Here is a 21,542-nt window from a genome sequence, read left to right on the forward strand (position 1 = left end):
AATAACATAAATTAATATAGAAAATTAAATATTCTTATAAGTTTATACAAAGATAAAAAAAAAGTATTATATAGAAAATTATCAAGATAAAAAAAATATTTTTATATTTGGATTTTAAAAAATAATTTTTAGATAAATGATTAAAGATGATTTCTTAGATAATATAATTGGAATTATAAAGCAGCATGATAAATTTGAATATGTTGATTTTAAGCTGGAAGTCAATCAGGATACTTTGTTCATTATATATTTAATAGAGCCAAAATTTAAAATTTCTTTTCAGGATAAAAATCATTTCAGGGAAAAAAAAGATAATGAAAAATATAATATTTTTGGAGATGCTATTCCAGGAAAATTTTCTTTACATGAAAATTTTCTATTAACAAAAAAATCCGATGTTTATGAAAAACTAAAACAGTGGCTGGATATTATATGGAAAGAAATATCATTAAATTCACCTTTAGGTCTTATGGAAGAAGAACAAGAGCATATAGATAAAATTTGCGAAAAGTTCGAGTCTCTTGATGGTTATTTTACAACTGAAGAAATATTGAAAATCAGGCAGGAATTAGAAAAATTTAAGGAAGAATTAGAAGAAGAACTGGTTTTTTTAGTCGAAGATGAAACTATGAGAAAAGAAGAAATAGTAAAACTTCACAGAGATATCGAAACTTTAGGACAAGTGCTTACATCACTTAAAAAGAAAGGCTGGATTAGAAGTTTAACGGGTAGAGTTTACCATAATGGAAAAAGGCTTTTAGAATTAAGACAAAAAGAAATTTTAAATAAATCAGATCCATATCCAAATTATGAGATATAGAAAATAATCTTTTATTTCCTTTTAAAAGTAACGACAAAATACATTTCAGTAATTTTGTCGTTTTTTTTTCTAATTATGATATAGTTAATTTGTTGATTATTAAACAGTTATGTTTTTTGTCTATATTTTTTTAAATATTTATAGAAAAAAATCACTAAATATTTTTATTATTAGAAAAATATCTATACATTTGTAATGTAATAATTGAGTAAGAGGTTATATAACACTGAAAAAATTACAGCACTAAAAGATTTGAATTAAAGAATAACAAATTTGAAATAACACTAAAAACTTTAAATATTGTTGATTTATAAAAGAGAATACAACTAATTGAATATTTATTTGAAAAAGTCATCCTTTATTGAGATTTGTGGGTGGCTTTTTTTTTTTTACTCTAAAACTCAAAATTTGGATATAAAAAAAATGATTTCATTATTTCAATGAAATCATTTTTTTTTATTTGAACTAAATATTTATTTAGCTGCTGATTCTGCTTTTTCTTGTTCTGCCTTTAAAACCTTGTCAAAGTCTTCGATAGAAACTGTTTTTTCATCTTTTTTGATTTGAGAATCAAATATTTTAAATAATTCCTGTTGTATTAAATTACCTGAAGCCTGTCTTACATGCTCATCGTTTTTCATTGCATTAGCAACATATTTATTTAATTCATCTTCAGGAATGTCAACATAACCATACATAGCAAATTGTTGTTGCATTTGAGACTTAGTAAATTCTACTAAATCCGCATATTGAATATTTACATTATGGTCAGATAAAATTTTTCCTTCAATAAGCTGATAACGCAATGCTTTTTCAGATTTTTCATATTCAGCAGCAGCTTCTTCATCATTCATAGGCTCTTTAGCGGAACTTTGAATATATTTTGTTAAAAATTGAGAAGGTAATTCAAATTTAATATTCTCGAAAAGCCATTCAACAGAATCATTCATAAATTTTGTATCAGACTCTTTTTTGTAATAATTTTCAATTTCTTCTTTAATTTTGTTTCTTAGTTCTTCTTCAGAAGAAATTTTATCTTTTCCATAAACTTTATCAAATAAATCTTGATTTAATTCAGCTTTAGAACGGGTAGAAGTTTTTTCAATGGCTAGAGTTAGATTATCATTAAAATGATGAGCATCTTCATGAGACAGATTAAAAAAATGTTGTAATTGATGAACGTCTTTGAATAAATCCTGAGCTTTAATTTCAACGCTCTCTCCATTTTTTTTACCTAAGAAAATTTCTTTGTTCTTTAAATCGTCTACAAGAATAGTTACTGTAGTATCTATACCACCTTCAACAAGATTTCCTTCAGTATCCTTTTGAGAAATTTTAACTGAAAAATTTCCTCCTTCTTCAATAGCATCAGCATCAATAACTTCTCCGAACTGAGTCTGAATACGATTAACAGTATCATCTATTTCTTTATCTGTAGCCACAATCTTATAATAATCAGCCGTAGCTTTTGATAAATCTACAGTAAAATCAGGAGACAATCCAACTTCAAATTCAAAAGTCATCTCATTGGCATTTGCATCCAGTTGATTATTAGTTACAGGCAACGGTTGTCCTAAAACAGCTAATTTATTTTCTGAAATGAAGTTACTTAAAGCAGTATTTAAAACCTTATTAATTTCTTCAAATGTAACAGCTCCTTCGTACTGTTTTTTTACAATTCCCATTGGAGTTTTTCCTTTCCTGAAACCAGGCATATTTACTTTCTTTCTATAATCATTTAAGGATTTTTCAACATTAGGTTTGTAGTCTTCCGGTTTAATAGTGATACTAATGATAGTATTTAAATCATCTATTTTGTTCTGTGTAACGTTCATTTATTTCATGTTTATGAGCCGGCAAATTTACGAAAAGTATTTAATAAAAGGAAATTTTTAATAGGATGTTGGATACTCGCTACAAAAATGTAAAGACATTGTAAATCTGCAAAATATGAAATTTTTAATTCCGATATTTAATCACATATTTAGTCACACTAAAAACTCATTAATAAGCTGTTGTTAATTCAAATATAAACTTTTAATTTTGTGTATCCAAGCGATTAACTATATATTTGCTTAGTGACAAATTAAGATTACAAACACTTTGGGAACAAAAAAAAATATAAATATAACTCAATTTAACTCTGTTTCATTTTTGTTTGAATACAAAAAGTTTACATACATTGAGTCTTCACTTGAGCACGAAACTAACAAAAAAACTTTTCCTTCAGAAAGTATTAATTTAATAACAAATATTGAAAAAATATCGGACAAGCTGTCTGAAATAAATTTTTTTCAACATAAATATAGTTTTATAGACCTGTCCATTCTCAGTGAAAAATTTACATTAATACCTTTAGAATATTTTGAGGAAAATCTGGCAGAATCTTTTTTAAATCAAACCGTTCCTTTTGCTCCTAATATGAGTTTGCGTTTCAATCTTGTTCCTCAGTATGATTTAGTATTAGTTTTCTATTATCAGGAAAAAATTGAAAATTTATTTTCTGGAATCTCAGATAAAATCAGAGTTTCACATACAGGATTTAAATTCTTATCAAAAATAAAAGATCAAAACAGACGAAACGGATATTTTATAAATTTTTATCAGGAATATTTCGAGTTAGCTGTTGTAGAAAATAATGGACTTATATTATATAATATATATCCGTATTCTTCAATAATAGATATAATTTATTTTTTAAAAACAGTAGCTAAAATAACTGATACAAAGTTAGCCCGATCTATTTTATATTACTACGGATCAATTTCAGAAAAACTAGGTAAGGAGACAATGTTTTCAACTTATTTCAGAGAAGTCTTACCCGGTACAGATGATAAATTTGAAAGAGAAAATTTCACTACATTAGATATTATATGATACGAATTATAGCAGGAAAGTTAAAAGGAAAAAGAATTTCGGCCCCTAAGCATTTTGATGTAAGACCAACTACGGATTTTGCTAAAGAAGCTCTATTTAGTATAATTAATCATCAATATCATATATCAGAAATCGCTGTACTTGATTTATTTGCAGGCATTGGTTCCATGGACTATGAATTTGTATCAAGAGGATGTAAAGATGTAACTTCAGTGGAAATTAACGGAAAGCATGTTAAATTTATTCAGGATATATTAGTACAGCTGGAAATCAAGCAGAATGTAAATGTAATTAAACAAAATGTTTTTACTTTTGTCAGCAAACCAAGTTTTAAAAAGTATGATGTAATATTTGCAGATCCACCTTTTGAATTTGAAGATAAAGAATACATTAAATTATTAGATTCACTGTTTTTAAATAATTTTTTATCCGAAGATGGACAAATTATAATTGAACATAATACTAGAAAAAACTTTTCAGAACATCCTAATTTCATCGAATCAAGAAAATACGGTAATATAACATTTTCATTTTTTTCTCAAATATAGACTATAAAGATTTAAGAAATATACGCTTAAATTTATATCCATTTAAAAGAATCTCTGTCATCTAGGAATTTGTATTTATTCCGCCAAAGATGAATTTCTGATTTTTCGATTAATTGTTGAAATAAGAAATTATTTATTTTATTTAGTTTTAGAAGTGTCCCCGTTGGTGATACAACCGAAGAATGTCCAGAATAATTTAGGTTCATAAAATCCATACCTGTCCTGTTAACACCACATACATAACTCATATTTTCGATAGCCCTTGCTTTAAGTAGAGTGTCCCATACGTCAATTCTATTATCAGGCCAGGAAGCTACATTAAGCAATAAATCATAGTTTTCCGTATTTCGGTTCCATACAGGAAAACGCAAATCATAACAGATGGTAGGAAATATTTTCCAACCCTTGAAATTAAAATAAATTTGTCTGGAACCTGACGAATAATTTTTGTTTTCGCCTCCATAACTAAAAAGATGATGCTTATCATAGCAGGCACAAACTTCCCCGTTATTTACAAAAATAAACCGGTTGAAATAATTATAATTCTCGAAAACAGCAATGCTCCCGCAAATAGCTTTTGAGTTATTTAATGAAAACTCTTTCATCCAGTTTACAGTTTTGCCATTCATACATTCAGCAATTTTAGCAGAATTCATACTAAAACCAGTATTAAACATTTCAGGAAGTACGATGATGTCTGTAGGTCCGGTGCCAAGAAGAAGTCTGGATAAAAAATTTAAATTATGATCTGCATTTTCCCACTCAGGAGCAAACTCTACTAGAGTTAAAGAAAGATTATTCTTATTAAGCATAGCTAATTTAATTAGTTACAATTATCAGTTTAAAGATCAAAACATTCACTAATCAATTGATATGAAGTTAATCGATCGTCTAAGTTTTCAGTATACGTAATAAGCATTATCTCATCAACATCGTAATTTTCTGCAAGCTCGGTTAATTCCGATTTAATTTGTTCCTGAGTTCCGAAAACCATTCTTTTACGATTAAACTCAATGCGCAGTTTTTCATGACTATTATAATGTTCATCCTTAATATCATCATAATTTACCGGGGATAAATTTCCCTTTCTTTCCAACTCTATAAATCGGTAATCCATTAAAGCCCGGTTACGCTCAATTTTTTCAATGTCATTACTGCAAAAAGCGAAAATAGCAATATTGGCTTCAGGTTCTTTTAATTGGGCTGAGGGACGAAATTGTTTTTTATATTCTCTTACAGCATCATATCCACCATTTCCGTTGATAAAATGAGCAAAAGAAAGTTTCATTCCAAAATGAGCTGCAAATAAGGCACTTTCTCCACTGGAGCTCAATAACCAAAGTTGGGGAATTAATTCTGTATAAGGAGTGGCTTTAATTTTTTCAAATAACGTACCCGCAATATGATCATTTCGAAAAAAAGCTTCAAGGTGATATAGTTGTTCAATAAAATCTTGTTCTTTAAATGTGTTTGAAGGATTTAATAGGGATGCTGTAAGCCTATCGGTTCCGGGTGCCCGTCCAATACCCATATCAATTCTACCGGGAGCTAAGGATTCAAGTAATCTGAAATTTTCAGCCATTTTCAGTGCACTATGATTTGGAAGCATAATACCGCCGGATCCCAGTCTTATTTGTTTGGTATGATTAGCAAGGTGTGCAATCAATATCTCAGGAGCAGAGCTGGCAAGAGATGATATATTATGATGTTCAGCAACCCAGAAGCGAGTGTAGCCAAGTTGATCTGAAAATGACGCGAGATGAGTAGTTTCTTTCAAAGCCTCTGTAGGATTACTTCCTTTTCTTATAGGAACCTGATCCAAAATACTCAATTTTAGTTTTTTAACTTTCATATTATAAAGTTACTATTTTAAATTAATAATTAAAAATACATTTAAGATTATAGAATTATTAATAAATCGTATCTAAGTTTGAAAAAAAAATATTTTATTATAAATTATTTTAAATAAAAAAATTAAATTTGTGCATTAACTAATGTTACATTAACACTAAAAAAACTAAAAAACATGCAAATTAGTAAGCGACTACTAATTGCTATGATTTGCCTTACTTCACTATCTTCACACATTTATTCACAGATTCGTATTGGTGTAAAAGGTAATTTGCAATTTACCAACGTGACAGATGTGCATGAATTTTCCGAAACAAGAAATTTTGCGCCTGCTTTAGGAGTAATTGCACAAATACCTTTTAACGATGCAAACAACAATTTCTTTTTTCAACCGGAAATACTCTATTCATGGCAAGGAGAAAAAAATGGGGATGTTATTAACATTGAATATTTTCAGGATTATGTGAATTTACCGTTGATGTTAAAATATTATTTTGCTGATTTTCTATTTTCTTCAAAGAAAATATGTAATTGTAAAGGAACTGCTAATCATGAATTTTTCTTAGAGGCTGGACCTCAGTTGGGTTTTCTGGTCAAACAAAAAAATAAAGATTCAGATGATTTGTATTACGGTGGTGTATCAAAATTTGATTTTTCCTTTGGTTTAGGTGCAGGTATTACTTTTCGTAGAAAATTAGAATTAAGTGCAAGGTATAATTATGGTTTAACAGATGCGTACAAAAATTATCCCCGGCAAAATTCAGTTTCAAATTTAGCTTTTTCAGTATCATACCTATTTGGGACTAGTTCTGGAGCAATTAAATAAACAATATTTCTATATCGGATAAAATTATCCTTACTTATTTTATCCTAAGATTATCTTTTTAAAAATTTATGATAGGTTAAAAATTACCCGTATATTTGTAGCATAAACTAAAAGTTAGTTTGTGTATTAATATCATTTGTATAAGCTCATAATAAGGATGGGTGTTTCTACGACAGACCGTAAATTTGTCTCTACAAATGAAATGGGCCTGTTTTGTCTGTTGAATTTTGTAGTACCTGTCTTTTGTTTGAGATGTGAAAACCGAATATGAACAAAAGAATATTCATAGAAAAGAAACCTGATTTTGATTTTGAAAGTCAAAATTTGTTTCACGAATTAAAAGAAATTTATTCTATAACTTCACTAAAAGTATATCTGATTTACGATATATTTAATATTTCACAAGAAGATTTTCAAAAAGTAGTGCATACTATTTTTTCAGATAAGGTGACAGACATTTGTCACGATCAATGTCCTGCAAAACATGTAAACTTTGCTATTGAGTATCTTCCAGGTCAATATGATCAAAGAGCCGACTCTGCACAGCAGCTGATTTCTATTCTTGCTAAGAATACTGACTGTATAGTGCGTACTGGTAAGCTATTTGATATTCAAGGGATAGAAGATTTATCTGAGATAAAAAAATATCTGATTAATGCTGTAGATAGTCGTGAAAAAGATTTATCTATACTTGAATATACAGCTTCGGATAAACCAGATGAAGTGAAAATTCATAATGGATTTACTGATAAAAATTTCTCAGAATTACAAGAATTTTATAATTTAAATAGCTTTGCTTTCGGTCTAGATGACTTACAATTTATTCAGAACCATTTTAAGAAGTTAAAAAGAAATCCATCTGAAACTGAATTAAAAGTTTTAGACACATATTGGAGTGATCACTGTCGTCATACTACTTTTATGACGGAATTGAATCATGTAGAATTTACCGGGAAATTTAAAGATACTCTAGAAAAGATATTTTCCCAATACCTTTCATTAAGAAAAGAATTGGGTAGAGAACATAAACCAGTATGCTTGATGGATCTCGCAACAATAGTTGCTAGATATTTTCACAAAACTGGAAAACTGGAAGATTTGGTAGTTTCAGATGAAATAAACGCATGTACAATTGAAATACAAGTAGATGTTGACGGTAAAAAAGAACCGTGGTATTTATTATTCAAAAATGAAACACATAACCATCCAACTGAAATAGAACCTTTTGGCGGAGCTTCTACTTGTATAGGTGGGGCTATCAGAGATCCTTTAAGTGGACGGGCATTTGTATATCAGGCTATGAGAGTAACAGGTTCTGCTAATCCATTAGAAAGTTATTCAGATACACTTGCAAATAAATTGCCTCAAAGAAAAATAACCAAAGGAGCCGCTGACGGCTATTCTTCTTATGGAAATCAAATTGGTCTGGCAACTACTCATGTCTCAGAAATTTATGACGAAGGCTATAAGGCGAAAAGAATGGAAGTAGGGATGGTAGTAGGAGCAGTTCCTAAAGAATGGGTAAGGCGTGAAAAACCGGAACAAGGAGATAAAATAATTGTTCTCGGAGGTAAAACAGGAAGAGATGGAGTAGGAGGAGCTACCGGTTCCTCTAAAGCTCATGATGAGAAGTCCATCCATACAATGAGCGCAGAGGTTCAAAAAGGTGATGCTGTTCAGGAGAGAAAAATTCAACGTTTTTTTAGAAACGAAAATGTTTGTCAACTCATAAAAAAATGTAACGATTTTGGAGCAGGCGGAGTTTCCGTTGCAATAGGTGAATTAGCAGATGGATTAAAAATAAATTTAGATGTTCTACCAGTTAAATACCAAGGTTTAAACGGTACAGAGCTTGCTATTTCTGAATCTCAGGAAAGAATGGCTGTCGTGGTAGATGCTGAAGATGTAAATACTTTCATACAATTAGCAGAAGAAGAAAATATACTAGCAGTTGAAGTTGCAGAAGTTACTGCCGACAATACGTTGACGATGTATTGGAAAGGACAGAAAATTGTTGATTTATCTAGAGAATTTTTAGACTCCAATGGTGCTTCTAAAAAAAATGAGGCTGCCGTTAATATTGAAGAATCAGTATTTAAAAATGAACAGATTTTGTTAACAGAAGACTATATAGGGCAAAAATTGTCTTCTTTGCAACACTGTTCTCAAAAAGGGTTAGTAGAAAAATTTGATAGTACAGTAGGTAGAACAACCGTTTTGATGCCATTGGGAGGAAAAAATCAGTTAACGCCTGCCGAGGGAAGTGTACAGACAATTCCATTGATAAAAGGAGAAACTTCAACAGTGTCTCTGGCCACCTGGGGGTATTCTCCGGAAATATCTAAAAAAAGTCCATTGCACGGAGGAGCTTATGCAGTGGTTGAATCCGTAGCAAAAATGGTTGCTTTAGGAGCAGACTACAAAAATGTACGCTTTAGTTTTCAGGAGTATTTTGAACGCTTAGGAAACGAACCTGAAAAATGGGGAAAACCTTTGGCTGCTCTTTTAGGAACCGTACAGGCTCAATTAGCTTTCGGATGTGCCGCAATCGGAGGTAAAGATAGTATGTCTGGTACTTACAAAGAGATAAATGTACCCCCAACCTTAATTTCATTTGCCTGTGCTGTAGGAAATAAAAATACGATAATTTCTCCTGAATTTAAAAAGTCAGGAAATTGGGTTTACATATTTGAACATAAAATACAAGATGATGAAACTCCTGATTATGAAACATTAAAGGAGTCTTACTCATGGATTCACGAGAAAATAGTTACAAAACAGATAGTTTCTGTAAAGACAATAAAAAATGCTCATCCGTCAATCGAGCTGGCTAAAATGGCTTTCGGTAACGATTTGGGTGTCGAAGTAAGTGTTGATGATAAAATTTATCCGGTTGGTTCTTTAATAATTGAAAGTCAGGAAGAATTTAATCATTCCGGATTAATAAAAATAGGAAGAGTTATTGCAGAACCAGTATTAAGAATCAACGCTCAGGAATTTCAATTATCAAATCTTAAAAAACTATATATATCAACCTTAGAACCTGTTTTCCCTTCAATAACAGAAAATTCAGCTGACTTACCAAAATTCACAGAAATAACAAAAATCACAGAGTCAAAAAAAGTAGAAGATAAAATACAAAATCCAAAAGTAGTTATTCCGGTTTTTCCAGGGACTAATTGCGAGTATGAAAGTATAAAAGTATTTGAAAAAGAAGGCGCAGAGGTAACATCAGTTATAATCAACAATCTAAACTTAACTAAACTAAACAATTCCATTCAGCAATTTGAAAAAGAACTGGAATCTTCTCAGATTATGATGTTACCTGGCGGTTTTTCCGCAGGAGATGAACCTGACGGATCTGCTAAATTTATGGTTTCCATACTTAAAGATGAAAAAATTAAAAATGCTGTACATCGATTATTGGAAAGGGGAGGGCTCATATTAGGTATCTGTAATGGATTTCAGGCATTAGTAAAATCCGGATTACTACCTTACGGAAAAATTCAGGATTTGACAGCCGAATCACCTACTTTGACCCATAATAAAATCGGTAGACATATTTCGCAGATGGTTACGGTTAAAGTATTATCTGATACTAGTCCTTGGCTTAAGGGTATGAAAGGAGAAAAATACACTATTCCGGTTTCACACGGTGAGGGGTGTTTTTATGCGGATGAATCAAACATTCATCAGCTTTTTGAAAATGGACAAATAGCTACACAATATATTGATTTTGATGGTAACCCGTCATCAGATATGCCTTTCAATCCTAATGGTTCTACTTATGCCATTGAAGGAATCATAAGCCGTTGTGGTCAAATTTACGGAAGAATGGGGCATCCAGAAAGATTTACTGAGGGACTTATGAAAAATGTTCCGGACTCTAATTATCACAATATATTTAAAAATGGAGTCAATCATTTCAGGAAACTCAGTGAAAATAATTTTAACAGCTACGAAGAATCACTTTACCAAAAATAAAACCAGAAAAGACAATGGAAAAAAAAGAATTTCTTTACGAAGGCAAAGCCAAACAAATTTATACAACTAACGAAATTGATAAGGTAATAGTGCATTATAAAGATGATGCAACAGCTTTCAATGCTCAGAAAAAAGGAACTATAGCAGATAAAGGAGTAATTAATAACGAAATTACAGCCTTAGTCTTTAAATATCTGGAAGAAAACGGAGTGCCTACTCATTTTATTAAAAAAATGGATGACAGGGATCAATTGGTTCAGAAAGTTTCTATTATTCCTTTAGAAGTGATTATCCGTAATTATATTGCTGGTAGTATGGCTCAGCGTTTAGGAATTGAAGAAGGGACTAAATCTCCGGTTGTAATTACTGAAATATGTTACAAAAAAGATGAATTGGGTGATCCTTTGATTAATAATGATCATGCTGTAGCATTAGGGGTTACAACTTATGATGAGTTAAACCAGATTTATAAGATTACTCATAAAATTAATGATTTGATGAAAGATTTATTCTTGAAAATGAACATCATTTTGGTTGATTTTAAAATAGAATTTGGTAAAAATTCAAAAGGAGAAATTTTATTGGCTGACGAAATTAGTCCGGATACTTGTAGACTCTGGGACAAAGATACTCTTGAAAAACTAGATAAAGACAGGTTTAGAAGAGATTTGGGTAAAGTAGAAGATGCTTATCACGAAATATTAAATCGATTAAAAGAAGTTTTATCTTAAAAATATATTAAATCCTGATACTAAAAGCAAAATGAAATCAACTAGTTATTATCAGAGAAACAGGTTCAGAAAAGCGGAAAAGATAGCTTTCGATTCCCCTGAAGAAGAATGCGGAGTTTTCGGAGTATATTCTACCCGGAACATTGATACCTTTTCTTTAGTTCAGTTTGGTCTTTTTGCTTTGCAGCACAGAGGTCAGGAAGCTTGCGGATTTTCAGTATTAAAAGAGGGTGTAATACAAACTGTAAAACAAAGTGGTTTAGTGTTAGATGCTTTTAAGTCTGTTGAAAATACGGAAGATTATTTAGGAAATGCTGCGATAGGGCACAACCGTTATACAACTGCAGGGGATAAAAAAAGATATAATTATCAACCGCTTTTTGCTAAAAATGAATATGACCGTACGGTGCTCTCTCTGGTTCATAACGGAAACCTGGTTTGCATTGATCCTTTACGTAAAAAATTAGAAGAAGAAGGAATAAATTTTCTGGCAACGTCCGATACTGAAGTAATGCTAAGGTTAATTCAGAAACACTTAAATAAAGGAATTGAAAGTGCAATTAAACATGCCGTTAAAAATATTAAAGGTGCATTTTCTGTGCTTACGTTGACTAATAATAAGCTGATTGCTTTCAGAGATCCGAATGGAATACGTCCTTTGTGTATTGGTATTATAGATGAGCATACGTATGTCTTTGCTTCAGAATCCTGTGCTTTAGATGGAGTTGGAGCTCAATATTTCCGGGATGTTCTTCCGGGTGAAATGATTATAGTAGATGAGAACGGGTTACGTTCAGAAATGATATTTGGAAACACTAAACAAAGAATATGTTCATTTGAATATATTTATTTTGCTCGTCCTGATTCAATAATTGAAAATATTGAGGTTCATAGAGTAAGAGTAGAAAGTGGAATGAAATTATATGAACAGAATCCGGTGCAGGCAGATATAGTAATTGGAGTTCCTGATTCCGGTGTACCCGCTGCTATTGGTTATTCTAAAGCTTCCGGTATTCCTTTCATGCCTGTGTTAATTAAAAACAGATATATCGGTAGATCATTCATTGTGCCTACTCAGGAAATGAGAGAAAGAATTGTTAACCTGAAACTTAATCCCATACACTCAGAGATTGAAGGGAAAAGCATAGTAATTATAGATGATAGTATAGTTAGAGGTACAACTTCCAAACGTTTGGTAAAAATATTAAAAGAAGCCGGAGCAAAAGAAATACATTTCAGAAGTGCTTCTCCGCCTATTATAGCTCCTTGCTTTTTAGGTATAGACACTCCCGATAAAACACATTTGGTATCCGCCAATAAAACTAAAGAAGAATTAAGAAATTATTTAAAAGTGAATTCATTAGATTTTCTCTCGTTAGAAAATCTATATAAAATACTGGGAAGTAAAAATCATTGTTTTGGTTGTTTTACCGAAAAATACCCGGTTGATAAAGATAACTGCAAAGTAAATATAACTGCTTTGTAAGTCAAATTATTTGTAATTTTTGTTATTGAAAAAAGCTATCGTGAAAACGATAGCTTTTTTATAATGTTAATATTGGAAAATTAATGAGAAACTTCATTTTGAAATTGATCAAGAAATATAACCATAAACCGGTGTCTTTCATGAGCAATTTCTTTAGCAGAATCTGTATTCATTAAATCTTTAAGTTTTAATAGTTTTTCGTAAAAATGCATTAAGGTGCTTGAATTATTTTTTTGATAAGCTTCTGAAGACAAATATTCTTCGGGTTTTTCATCAGGATTAAAAATTTCTCTGCCTTTGCTACCTCCGTATGCAAATGCTCTTGCAATACCGATTGCACCTATAGCGTCCAATCTGTCTGCATCCTGTACAATTTTGGCTTCAATAGAGGTAGTTGGGGAATTATGTCCACCTTTAAATGATACTTCTTCAATGATTTGTATGATTTCTTCTGCAAATTTAGTCGTACAACCTAAAGAAATTAGTAAGGGGAATACAATTTCTTGAGTTTTATCTTTTCCATTGTGTAATTTATAATCTCCAACATCATGCAGCCAGGCAGCAATCAATACTTTAAAACCATCTGCCTTTTCACTGTTTAATAATTTTTTTGCATTATTTACAACTCTTTCAATATGCCAGTAATCATGTCCGGAACTATCCCCCGAAAGTTGATCTTTAACGTAACCTTGAACTTCGTTCAATATGATATCTGCATCCATAACCTTTAATTAAAAAGGCACTAACCTTACAAATTAGTGCCTTATATTTTATTTACAATTTTTTATTCACTATATACTCCGATATTAATGAACTTATTTTGTCTATGTTCAATTAATTCTTCAGTACTCATGCTTATCAATTCAGAATGAGCCTTTAATACTTCTTCTTTTAAAGATTTGAACGCTCCTTCCGGACTATAATGAGCCCCGCCTAGTGGCTCTTTGATAATACCATCAATAATCCCTAGTTCCAAAGTATTCTTTGCTGTAAGTTTCATAGTTTCGGCAGCTTTTTCCTTATATTCCCAACTTCTCCATAAAATTGCAGAACAATTTTCCGGAGATATTACAGAGTACCATGAATTTTCCATCATAAATACTTTATTTCCAACTCCGATACCTAGAGCACCTCCACTGGCACCTTCTCCAATAACTACACAGATGATTGGTACTTTAATAGTACACATCTGTAAAATGTTATTAGCTATAGCTTCTCCCTGACCTCTTTCTTCAGCTTCAAGACCTGGATAGGCTCCGGGAGTATCAATTAAAGTTAAAATCGGAATATTAAACTTTTCAGCAACTTTCATTAAACGTAAAGCTTTTCTGTAACCATCAGGGTTCGGCATTCCAAAACGTCTATATTGTCTTTCCTTTGTATTTTTACCCTTTTGCTGGCCTATAATCATAAATGTTTTACCATCTATTTTTCCTAAACCACCTATCATCGCTTTATCATCAGCATAGTTTCTGTCACCGTGTAATTCAATAAAAGTACCATCAGTGATGGCCTTACAATAATCTAATGAATAAGGTCGGTTGGGGTGACGGGAAAGCTGTACCCTCTGCCAAGGAGTAAGCTGATCGTATATTTCGTGTTTGGTTGTCTGAATTTTTTCTTCTATTTCCTTACAAGCAGAATTTATATTTATCCCGCTTTCTTTACCAAGAACAACACATTTCTCAAGTTGTTCTTCAAGTTCCTTAATAGGCATTTCAAAGTCTAAATATTCCATTTTAGATTTTATTTGTTGCTAAATATAATAACTTTTATGATAATACTAAAATTTCTCTCATTTAACGAAATACAATTTTATTAGTTACCTCCTATAAATCATAGATTTAGTTTTTAATAATTTTGGCTGAAATCGATTTGTCATTCTTATTTTTTACAACTAATATATAATTAGCTGGAGTAAGATGAGAAAGATTTAAATGTAATGATGTTGCGTTATTATAGTATTTAGTTAAGATTAATTTTCCTGATAAATCGTACAAATGTACGCTATTAATTCCTTCATTTAATCTTAAATTTAAAATATCTTTTACTGGATTAGGAGTGATGGATAATGAATTATTTTCAATGGATATATCTTCAACATTCAACTTAGAGCAGGAAACAGTAGCATCCCACGAAAAAAAATACTCCCCTTTAAAAATAGAACCATTATTCTCAAATTTAACAGTAATAGCTCCTGAGGATGCTGTAGATTCATAGCGTTGATATTTTATAAAATAATTTTGAGTTAAAATGCCATCATAGAATAAAGGATGGGAAGTCGTCTCTCCATTATATATGTATAAGTGGTTAGTATTAAGAAAATATTTATTATTAAAAGTTAAAGATAATTTGTCATCAGGATTGTTAGGATAAAAAGTTTTAACAAAATCTAAGTTTGGTTCTTTTTTAGGTGCAATAAATTTATCTTCCTTGCAATAATCACCATCAGTTAAAAACATTAATTTTTTAGTTTCTGAAATCAATTTATCTCCGCAACTGTTTCCAATTTCAATTACATAATAACTGTTTGGTTGTAAATTATCTAAATGTATGGTTTTTTTGTCGGAATTAATAAAGGCAAGATTTTGAGCTGTAGGGTACGGATATAAACGGTATTTCCAGCGTGAGGAAAAATTATCTTTTATATCAACAATTGCTGATGTTTTTTTTATGTTATTTATAAAAATATCATCAATAGTTTTTTTACAATAAAATTCATTTGTACAATCTGAGCCTAAACATGATTTTGATTCAACTGTATTTCTTATAAGTTCAGCCGGTTGAGGCCCAAATCCATTATTTAAGTCAATACCGACTCCTATATTGGCTAATAAATGACAATAACTCATAATAGTACCTTTATTAGTAGGAATGGGGCCTCTAGGACAGTCACCTTCTTTATATTCTTCACTATATTTGGGACCACATCCATCAATAGCCGTATTATTTCCGTTCCATGCACATGCATGAGTGTGTGGAGAACCTAAAGAATGTCCCATTTCATGGGCCATAGCTAAAATTGTCGAAGAATAAGCAGGAACATTTTCATAGAATAGATCAACACCAGAGTAAGCATAATTATGGGTGGAACAAAGAGAGTTCATATAAGCCGTGCTGGTTGATAGTGGTGAATTTATTAAATTACCTAAATCACCTTTAAAAGAAGGACGTGTACTTCTAAACTTTTGTAAATTATAAGTATGATTTCCTGTATAGGGATCTGGCTCTGTCCAGATTAAAATATCACTTAATGTGATGTTAATTCCATCGTTTGCATACAAAGTAGCTATATTATTATGAATGCTTGTTATCCAATTAAGTGTAGCCTCTATATTACTATCATTAAGTTCATAGGGTTTATAAGCTATTTCGTAATAGACTCTTACACAATTATTAGTGGGATCAGTTTTTAGATTATTGAATTTACTTTTATTTTTAGCTAAATATTCTTTATTTTCCTCCAGTTCATCGGCTGCACATCTAAAAGGATTTTCTCCTTTAAGATGATGATCCGAATAGGAAATATAATCGTTACTGTTTTTAATTTTACCTAACTCAATATTTCCAAGTTCATTGCTGGAAGATACACCTATAACTTCATTTTTATAAAAACTGAAAGATACAACAGAGGTCTCATTTCCTTTTATAATTCCTCTGTAATGTGTACCGGGAGTATAGTTTATTTTTTCTCCATTATGAGTATTGGCTGAGAAATCGGGAGTTAATATCTCTGTTTTATACAGTTCTACAGTAATCATATTTCCATTATACGGAAACTCTATTTCTAACTGTTCCGGTTGTTCTTTTACCAATTGTTCTAACCGGAATTCGCGTAGAGATAAGATAGTAGCATCAGGAGAAACAGTTTTAAACTTACTTTTTTTTTGAGAAGTAATATTTTCAGAAAATAAAGAATATTTAATAAACTCTTTATTTTCTGAATGCAATTCTTTGATTTTATTTGAAATTATAACCTCTTGGCTAAACAAAAATAAAATGTTTAATGAAAATAATAAGCGAATAATAGTTTTCATATATATAATATTTTAATTATCTTATAAAGATATAAAATATTTTGATAAAAATATTGTACAGCTAAAAAATATTATTATATTAAGTTAATTATAATAAAAGAGTGTTTATTTTAAGAAATAAAAAAAATTGGGTTACTTTATAGATCTAAAATTCCTTCCGGTAATTTCATGGAAATATATTTTTCCTCCCTGTGCACTTCAATAATCCAATCATTAATAATTGGGATAAGTATTTCTTTGTCTTCAGATAGCCTGACAAGAAATAATGCTTGTGGACCTTGGGCATTAATTTCAATAATTGAACCTATTAGATGATGAGCATCATCATATATATTGAAATTTATAACTTCATGGTAATAAAATTGTTTGCCATCAAGTTTTGGAAGAGTGCTTAAAGGTAAGTATAAGTCACAGCCGATCATAGTTTGAATATCCAAGGATGAATCTTCAAATTTAATCCTTAGAGATAAGTTACCTAGGGGCTGACACTCATTAATAAAAAAAGGAACCGGCATTCCATTAAAATCAACGTATACCGATTCCAAATTATTGTAGGCTTCAGGTTCATCGGTATCTAATTTGACTACCAAATGCCCCTTTAATCCATGAGTTCTGGTGATTGTGCCTAAGTAGTAACAATCTTTTAACTGCATGTATTAAGCTTGAGTTTCTTCATTATTTTCAGTAGCAGCTTCATCTTGAGCGATGATAGTTTCAACTACTTCTTCAGCGTCATTAGCCTCTTCAACTTTTTGTTGAGCTGCTGCACGAGCTTCGCTTACTTTTTTCTCAGCTTCATGTTTATCTTTCTTAGCCTGTTGCTGAGAAGAAGATAAATGGTCTTTTTTAGTCTGAATAGATTTTTCTTTGTCTTCTAACCAAGCTTGAAATCTTTTTTCAGCTTCTTCTGCAGAAAAAGCTCCTTTTTTTACTCCACCATTAAGGTGTTTTTTCAATAGAGCTCCTTTGTAAGAAAGAATTGCTTTAGCGGTATCTGTAGGCTGAGCACCTTTTTCTAACCAGCTAACTGCCTGGTCTACATCTAACTCAATAGTTGCAGGGTTAGTAGTAGGTACATAAATACCTAATTTCTCAATGTTTTTACCGTCTCTTTTAGCTCTGGAGTCAGCTACAACAATGTGAAATACAGGTTTTCCTTTTTTACCGTGTCTTTGTAATCTAATTTTTACTGCCATATTTTTAATTTTGTGGGAACCCGTCCCGGTTATATCTTAAGTTTGCAAATATACTAATTTGTTTGGTTATTACAACCTAATTTAAATAAATGCATTAGCTATATTTTATTTTTCTTTTTTAAATAAGCATCCCAACCCTGAGCAGTAAGAGGAATAGATTCAGTATTTCCTTTTGTTATCAGAACATTATTTTTTTCGGTAGTGGCATGGCCAATGATACTGAAATTAGGATTATTTTTGATTTTATCTAAATCATTTATAGATATGGTAAATAAAAGTTCGTAGTCTTCTCCACCGTTTAGAATTCCTGTTACAGGATTAATCCCAAATTCTTCAGCTGTAGTAATGACCTGATTATCCATAGGAACTTTATCTTCGTAAATAGTAAATCCTACATTGCTTTGATCTGATAAATGTAAAATTTCTGATGCTAAACCATCGGAAATGTCTATCATAGATGTAGGAAGTATATTCATTTCTTTTAATAATGTCTTAATATCAGTACGTGCTTCCGGTTTTAGCTGCCGTTCAAGTAAATAAGAATAACCGGCCAAATCAGGCTGCAAATTAGGGTTCGATTTAAAAGCTGTATTTTCTCTTTCTAATACCTGGAGTCCAAAATAGGCACCTCCTAAATCTCCACTGGCAATAAGCAGATCATTAGCCTTGGCTCCTTTTCTGTAAACAATTTCTGATTCATCAGCGTATCCTATGGAAGTTATGTTAATGACTAAACCTAAGTTAGAAGAGGCTGTGTCCCCACCAACCAGGTCAATACTATATCTTTTGCAAGCAGCCTGAATCCCTGAATAAATTTCTTCTAAGGCCTCTACTGGAAAACGGTTCGAGATTGCTATAGATACCATTATTTGTTCTGGTATAGCATTCATTGCAACAATATCACTGATACCCACAACCACGGATTTATATCCTAAATGTTTTAAAGGGGTATAAGTTAAATTAAAATGAACATTCTCTATCAGTAGGTCCGTTGATATTACAACTTTTTTATTTTTAGCGTCTAAAATAGAGGCATCATCGCCAATAGACTGAGAAGTTGATAAATTAATGTTTTCAAAATTTTCAGTCAAATGTTTAATTAAACCAAATTCTCCGTATTCCGAAATTGGTGTTTTATATAAATTTTTATCGTCTAGCATTAATGTTGGTAATAATTGTTTAGCAAGTAATCTGGGGGTAAATTTACAGGTTTTTCCCGATCTTTTACATCATCAATGGTTATTATTTTAATAGTTTCAGAATCTGCCAGCTTTAATATAATAGATTTTAATTCTTCTGTAGGAGCGCACCTTTTTCGACTATAAGAATCAATCCAGACTCCTTGTGCCTTAGAAGAAGCATGTATAATTCCTTCCGAATCGTAAATATTGTGAAGACATTCGAATATATTTCCATCTTCGGATGTTGCTGTAAATTCTAAGGAAACATATACGGTTTGATCTACCAAAATTTCTTTAAAAAAAACGAAATTTTCTTTGAGCAAAACCGGAGATAAATTTATTTTATTTAATTGTTGAATTCCAAAACCCTGAGAATTGAAAAATGACATTCTTGTCTGGCTGCAAAAATTCATATAGGTGGAATTTCCCACGTGTTGATTGGCGTCTACATCAGACCAGCGTACATTAAATTTTTCAATAAATACTCCCATAGAAAAGGCTTTATAGCAAATTTAATGAAATAAAATAAGATTTAAAAATTATTTTAATAGGCTATATATACAACATTACCAATAAATTGAGAAGGGTAAATTTTAGGAGGACGTTCAGAAACTTCCATAGGTTGTCCTGATGATAATAGCCATTTTGCCCCATCTTCAGGACAGTAAAGATAAATATCGCTACGCACTTCTAATGTGCTGTTATTGGTAGGGCATATATGCGGAGCATTACGATCATAAACTATAAACTCATTTTGATTTTTTCTTACTATAACTAATCCGCGGGTACCAGATAAGGGTCCAGCTCCAATATAAGCCCATCCGCCAATACTGGCGAGATTTTGAAATTGCGGTAAATTAAGATCTACAGTCACATTGATTGAGGAGCTGGGGAAACAACTAATAGTTTTATTCCCATTTTCGCAACCGGAAAAGCAAGTCATTAATGTGAAAATCAATATATAAGGAAATAATTTTTTAATCATAATAAAAAATGTTAAATTTGCATACGGATAATCCGACCCAATAAGTCGGGTTATTTTTTTATTTTAGAATGTACTAATACAAAATTACAAAAAATAAGTATCATGAGTTATGTAACGAAAGAAGGGCTTGAAAAATTGCGTAAAGAACTTGAACAATTAGAACAAGTAGAAAGACCTAAAGTAACGCAACAAATAGCCGAAGCAAGGGATAAAGGTGATTTGTCTGAAAATGCTGAATATGATGCTGCTAAAGAAGCGCAAGGAATGCTTGAAATGCGTATAGCTAAACTTAAAGATATAATCGCTAATTCAAAAATTATAGATCAGTCTCAACTGGATACCTCAAAAGTATCTATCCTATGCACAGTAAAAATAAAAAATATTGCAAACGGTCAAGAGATGAAATATACACTGGTTCCTGACACGGAAACAGATCTTAAAACAGGTAAAATTTCTGTAAATACGCCTATTGCTAAAGGTCTTTTAGGTAAAGAAGTGGGTGAAAAAGCAGAAATAACGCTTCCAAACGGAAATATTATTAACTTTGAGATATTAGATATATCCTTAGATTAATAAGTAAATTAGTTAAGTTATGGCCAGTATTTTTTCGAAAATTATAGCAGGAGAGATTCCTTGTTATAAAATAGCTGAAGATGATAAACATTTTGCCTTCTTAGATGCCTTTCCGGTTGTAAAAGGACATACTCTTATAGTGCCTAAAAAAGAAATGGATAAATTGTTTGAAATGCCTTTGGATGAATATACTGAACTAATGACATTTTCTTATAAAATATCACAGGCGATAGAAAAAGCAGTTCCTTGTTTGAGAGTAGGATTAGCTGTACAAGGTCTCGAAGTACCTCATGCACACATTCACTTAATGCCTTTGAATTCTCCCAAAGATATGCAGTTTTTTGACAAAATTGAACTTTCTCCGGACGAATTTTCAGATATAGCAGACAAAATCAAATCTTATTTATAAAATCGCTGTTTGGTATAGTTTTAGATTATCTAAATAGC

General features: G+C 31.1%; 20 protein-coding genes and 1 riboswitch. Of the genes, 9 read left to right on the forward strand and 11 right to left on the reverse strand.

The window, feature by feature from the left end; translation table 11 throughout:
* Window positions 1-136: 136 nt before the first annotated feature.
* The gene (locus EQ921_RS13300) at window positions 137-820 is read left to right on the forward strand and encodes a hypothetical protein (protein WP_128152420.1); all 684 of its coding nucleotides are present in this window, start codon (window positions 137-139) and stop codon (window positions 818-820) included.
* A gap of 473 nt (window positions 821-1,293) precedes the next feature.
* On the opposite strand, the gene EQ921_RS13305 is transcribed toward EQ921_RS13300, so the two are convergent.
* On the reverse strand, window positions 1,294-2,655 hold the full coding sequence (locus EQ921_RS13305; protein WP_128332007.1) for a trigger factor: 1,362 nt from the start codon (window positions 2,653-2,655) through the stop codon (window positions 1,294-1,296).
* A gap of 268 nt (window positions 2,656-2,923) precedes the next feature.
* On the opposite strand from EQ921_RS13305, the gene EQ921_RS13310 reads away from it, so the two are divergent.
* Window positions 2,924-3,697 carry a DUF3822 family protein gene (locus tag EQ921_RS13310; protein ID WP_164875644.1) on the forward strand — a complete coding sequence of 258 codons (774 nt, stop codon included), beginning with the start codon at window positions 2,924-2,926 and terminating at the stop codon, window positions 3,695-3,697.
* Window positions 3,694-4,245 carry a 16S rRNA (guanine(966)-N(2))-methyltransferase RsmD gene (rsmD, locus tag EQ921_RS13315; protein WP_128152423.1) on the forward strand — a complete coding sequence of 184 codons (552 nt, stop codon included), beginning with the start codon at window positions 3,694-3,696 and terminating at the stop codon, window positions 4,243-4,245. The genes EQ921_RS13310 and rsmD overlap by 4 nt, the downstream gene beginning before the upstream one ends.
* A 32-nt stretch (window positions 4,246-4,277) precedes the next feature.
* On the opposite strand, the gene EQ921_RS13320 is transcribed toward rsmD, so the two are convergent.
* Both EQ921_RS13320 and EQ921_RS13325 read right to left on the reverse strand, forming a co-directional pair.
* Window positions 4,278-5,057, reverse strand: coding sequence for a nitrilase-related carbon-nitrogen hydrolase (locus tag EQ921_RS13320; protein WP_128332009.1), 780 nt, complete (start codon window positions 5,055-5,057; stop codon window positions 4,278-4,280).
* A gap of 29 nt (window positions 5,058-5,086) precedes the next feature.
* A complete protein-coding gene (locus tag EQ921_RS13325) occupies window positions 5,087-6,097 on the reverse strand; it encodes an LLM class flavin-dependent oxidoreductase (RefSeq protein ID WP_128332010.1) in 1,011 nt (336 codons plus the stop codon).
* 174 nt (window positions 6,098-6,271) lie between these two features.
* Here EQ921_RS13325 and EQ921_RS13330 point away from each other — a divergent pair, with 174 nt between their 5' ends.
* The 4 genes from EQ921_RS13330 (at window position 6,272) to purF (ending at window position 13,123) form a co-directional block, all read left to right on the forward strand.
* Entirely contained in the window at window positions 6,272-6,922 is a 651-nt protein-coding gene (locus tag EQ921_RS13330; protein ID WP_128332011.1) for a porin family protein, read from the forward strand.
* Between the two features lie 116 nt (window positions 6,923-7,038).
* Window positions 7,039-7,136, forward strand: a riboswitch (purine riboswitch).
* A gap of 53 nt (window positions 7,137-7,189) precedes the next feature.
* Entirely contained in the window at window positions 7,190-10,906 is a 3,717-nt protein-coding gene (locus tag EQ921_RS13335; protein ID WP_128332012.1) for a phosphoribosylformylglycinamidine synthase, read from the forward strand.
* A 14-nt stretch (window positions 10,907-10,920) separates the two neighbouring features.
* Window positions 10,921-11,637: a phosphoribosylaminoimidazolesuccinocarboxamide synthase gene (purC, locus tag EQ921_RS13340; protein ID WP_128152428.1), complete on the forward strand. Its 717-nt coding sequence runs from the start codon at window positions 10,921-10,923 to the stop codon at window positions 11,635-11,637.
* A gap of 31 nt (window positions 11,638-11,668) precedes the next feature.
* Window positions 11,669-13,123: an amidophosphoribosyltransferase gene (purF, locus tag EQ921_RS13345; protein ID WP_128152429.1), complete on the forward strand. Its 1,455-nt coding sequence runs from the start codon at window positions 11,669-11,671 to the stop codon at window positions 13,121-13,123.
* A gap of 80 nt (window positions 13,124-13,203) precedes the next feature.
* Here the strand turns inward: purF and EQ921_RS13350 are convergent, their stop codons facing one another.
* The 8 genes from EQ921_RS13350 to EQ921_RS13385 all read right to left on the reverse strand — a co-directional run bounded on the left by EQ921_RS13350 (window position 13,204) and on the right by EQ921_RS13385 (window position 20,522).
* Window positions 13,204-13,845 (reverse strand): HD domain-containing protein, encoded by a 642-nt coding sequence (locus EQ921_RS13350; protein WP_128332013.1) that lies wholly within the window; start codon window positions 13,843-13,845, stop codon window positions 13,204-13,206.
* Window positions 13,846-13,907: 62 nt separating this feature from the next.
* Complete coding sequence (locus EQ921_RS13355; RefSeq protein ID WP_128152431.1) at window positions 13,908-14,861, reverse strand: acetyl-CoA carboxylase carboxyltransferase subunit alpha; 954 nt, start codon at window positions 14,859-14,861, stop codon at window positions 13,908-13,910.
* A gap of 106 nt (window positions 14,862-14,967) precedes the next feature.
* Window positions 14,968-17,160, reverse strand: coding sequence for a zinc-dependent metalloprotease (locus tag EQ921_RS13360; protein ID WP_128332014.1), 2,193 nt, complete (start codon window positions 17,158-17,160; stop codon window positions 14,968-14,970).
* Window positions 17,161-17,297: 137 nt separating this feature from the next.
* Complete coding sequence (gene rimM / locus EQ921_RS13365) at window positions 17,298-17,813, reverse strand: ribosome maturation factor RimM (protein ID WP_128152434.1); 516 nt, start codon at window positions 17,811-17,813, stop codon at window positions 17,298-17,300.
* A gap of 3 nt (window positions 17,814-17,816) precedes the next feature.
* Window positions 17,817-18,356, reverse strand: coding sequence for a 30S ribosomal protein S16 (locus tag EQ921_RS13370; RefSeq protein ID WP_128152435.1), 540 nt, complete (start codon window positions 18,354-18,356; stop codon window positions 17,817-17,819).
* A 98-nt stretch (window positions 18,357-18,454) separates the two neighbouring features.
* Window positions 18,455-19,516, reverse strand: coding sequence for a thiamine-phosphate kinase (gene thiL / locus EQ921_RS13375; RefSeq protein WP_128332015.1), 1,062 nt, complete (start codon window positions 19,514-19,516; stop codon window positions 18,455-18,457).
* Complete coding sequence (locus EQ921_RS13380) at window positions 19,516-20,028, reverse strand: thioesterase family protein (protein WP_128152437.1); 513 nt, start codon at window positions 20,026-20,028, stop codon at window positions 19,516-19,518. Before EQ921_RS13380 ends, thiL begins: the two co-directional genes overlap by 1 nt.
* A 53-nt stretch (window positions 20,029-20,081) precedes the next feature.
* Window positions 20,082-20,522 (reverse strand): hypothetical protein, encoded by a 441-nt coding sequence (locus tag EQ921_RS13385; protein WP_128152438.1) that lies wholly within the window; start codon window positions 20,520-20,522, stop codon window positions 20,082-20,084.
* Window positions 20,523-20,624: 102 nt separating this feature from the next.
* On the opposite strand from EQ921_RS13385, the gene greA reads away from it, so the two are divergent.
* Together greA and EQ921_RS13395 are read left to right on the forward strand one after the other, a co-directional pair.
* Complete coding sequence (greA, locus tag EQ921_RS13390) at window positions 20,625-21,095, forward strand: transcription elongation factor GreA (RefSeq protein ID WP_128152439.1); 471 nt, start codon at window positions 20,625-20,627, stop codon at window positions 21,093-21,095.
* Window positions 21,096-21,114: 19 nt separating this feature from the next.
* On the forward strand, window positions 21,115-21,504 hold the full coding sequence (locus tag EQ921_RS13395; RefSeq protein WP_128332016.1) for an HIT family protein: 390 nt from the start codon (window positions 21,115-21,117) through the stop codon (window positions 21,502-21,504).
* Window positions 21,505-21,542: the final 38 nt, after the last annotated feature.

It is taken from the genome of Apibacter sp. HY039, assembly GCF_004023655.1.
Taxonomy (GTDB): Bacteria; Bacteroidota; Bacteroidia; order Flavobacteriales; family Weeksellaceae; genus Apibacter; species Apibacter raozihei.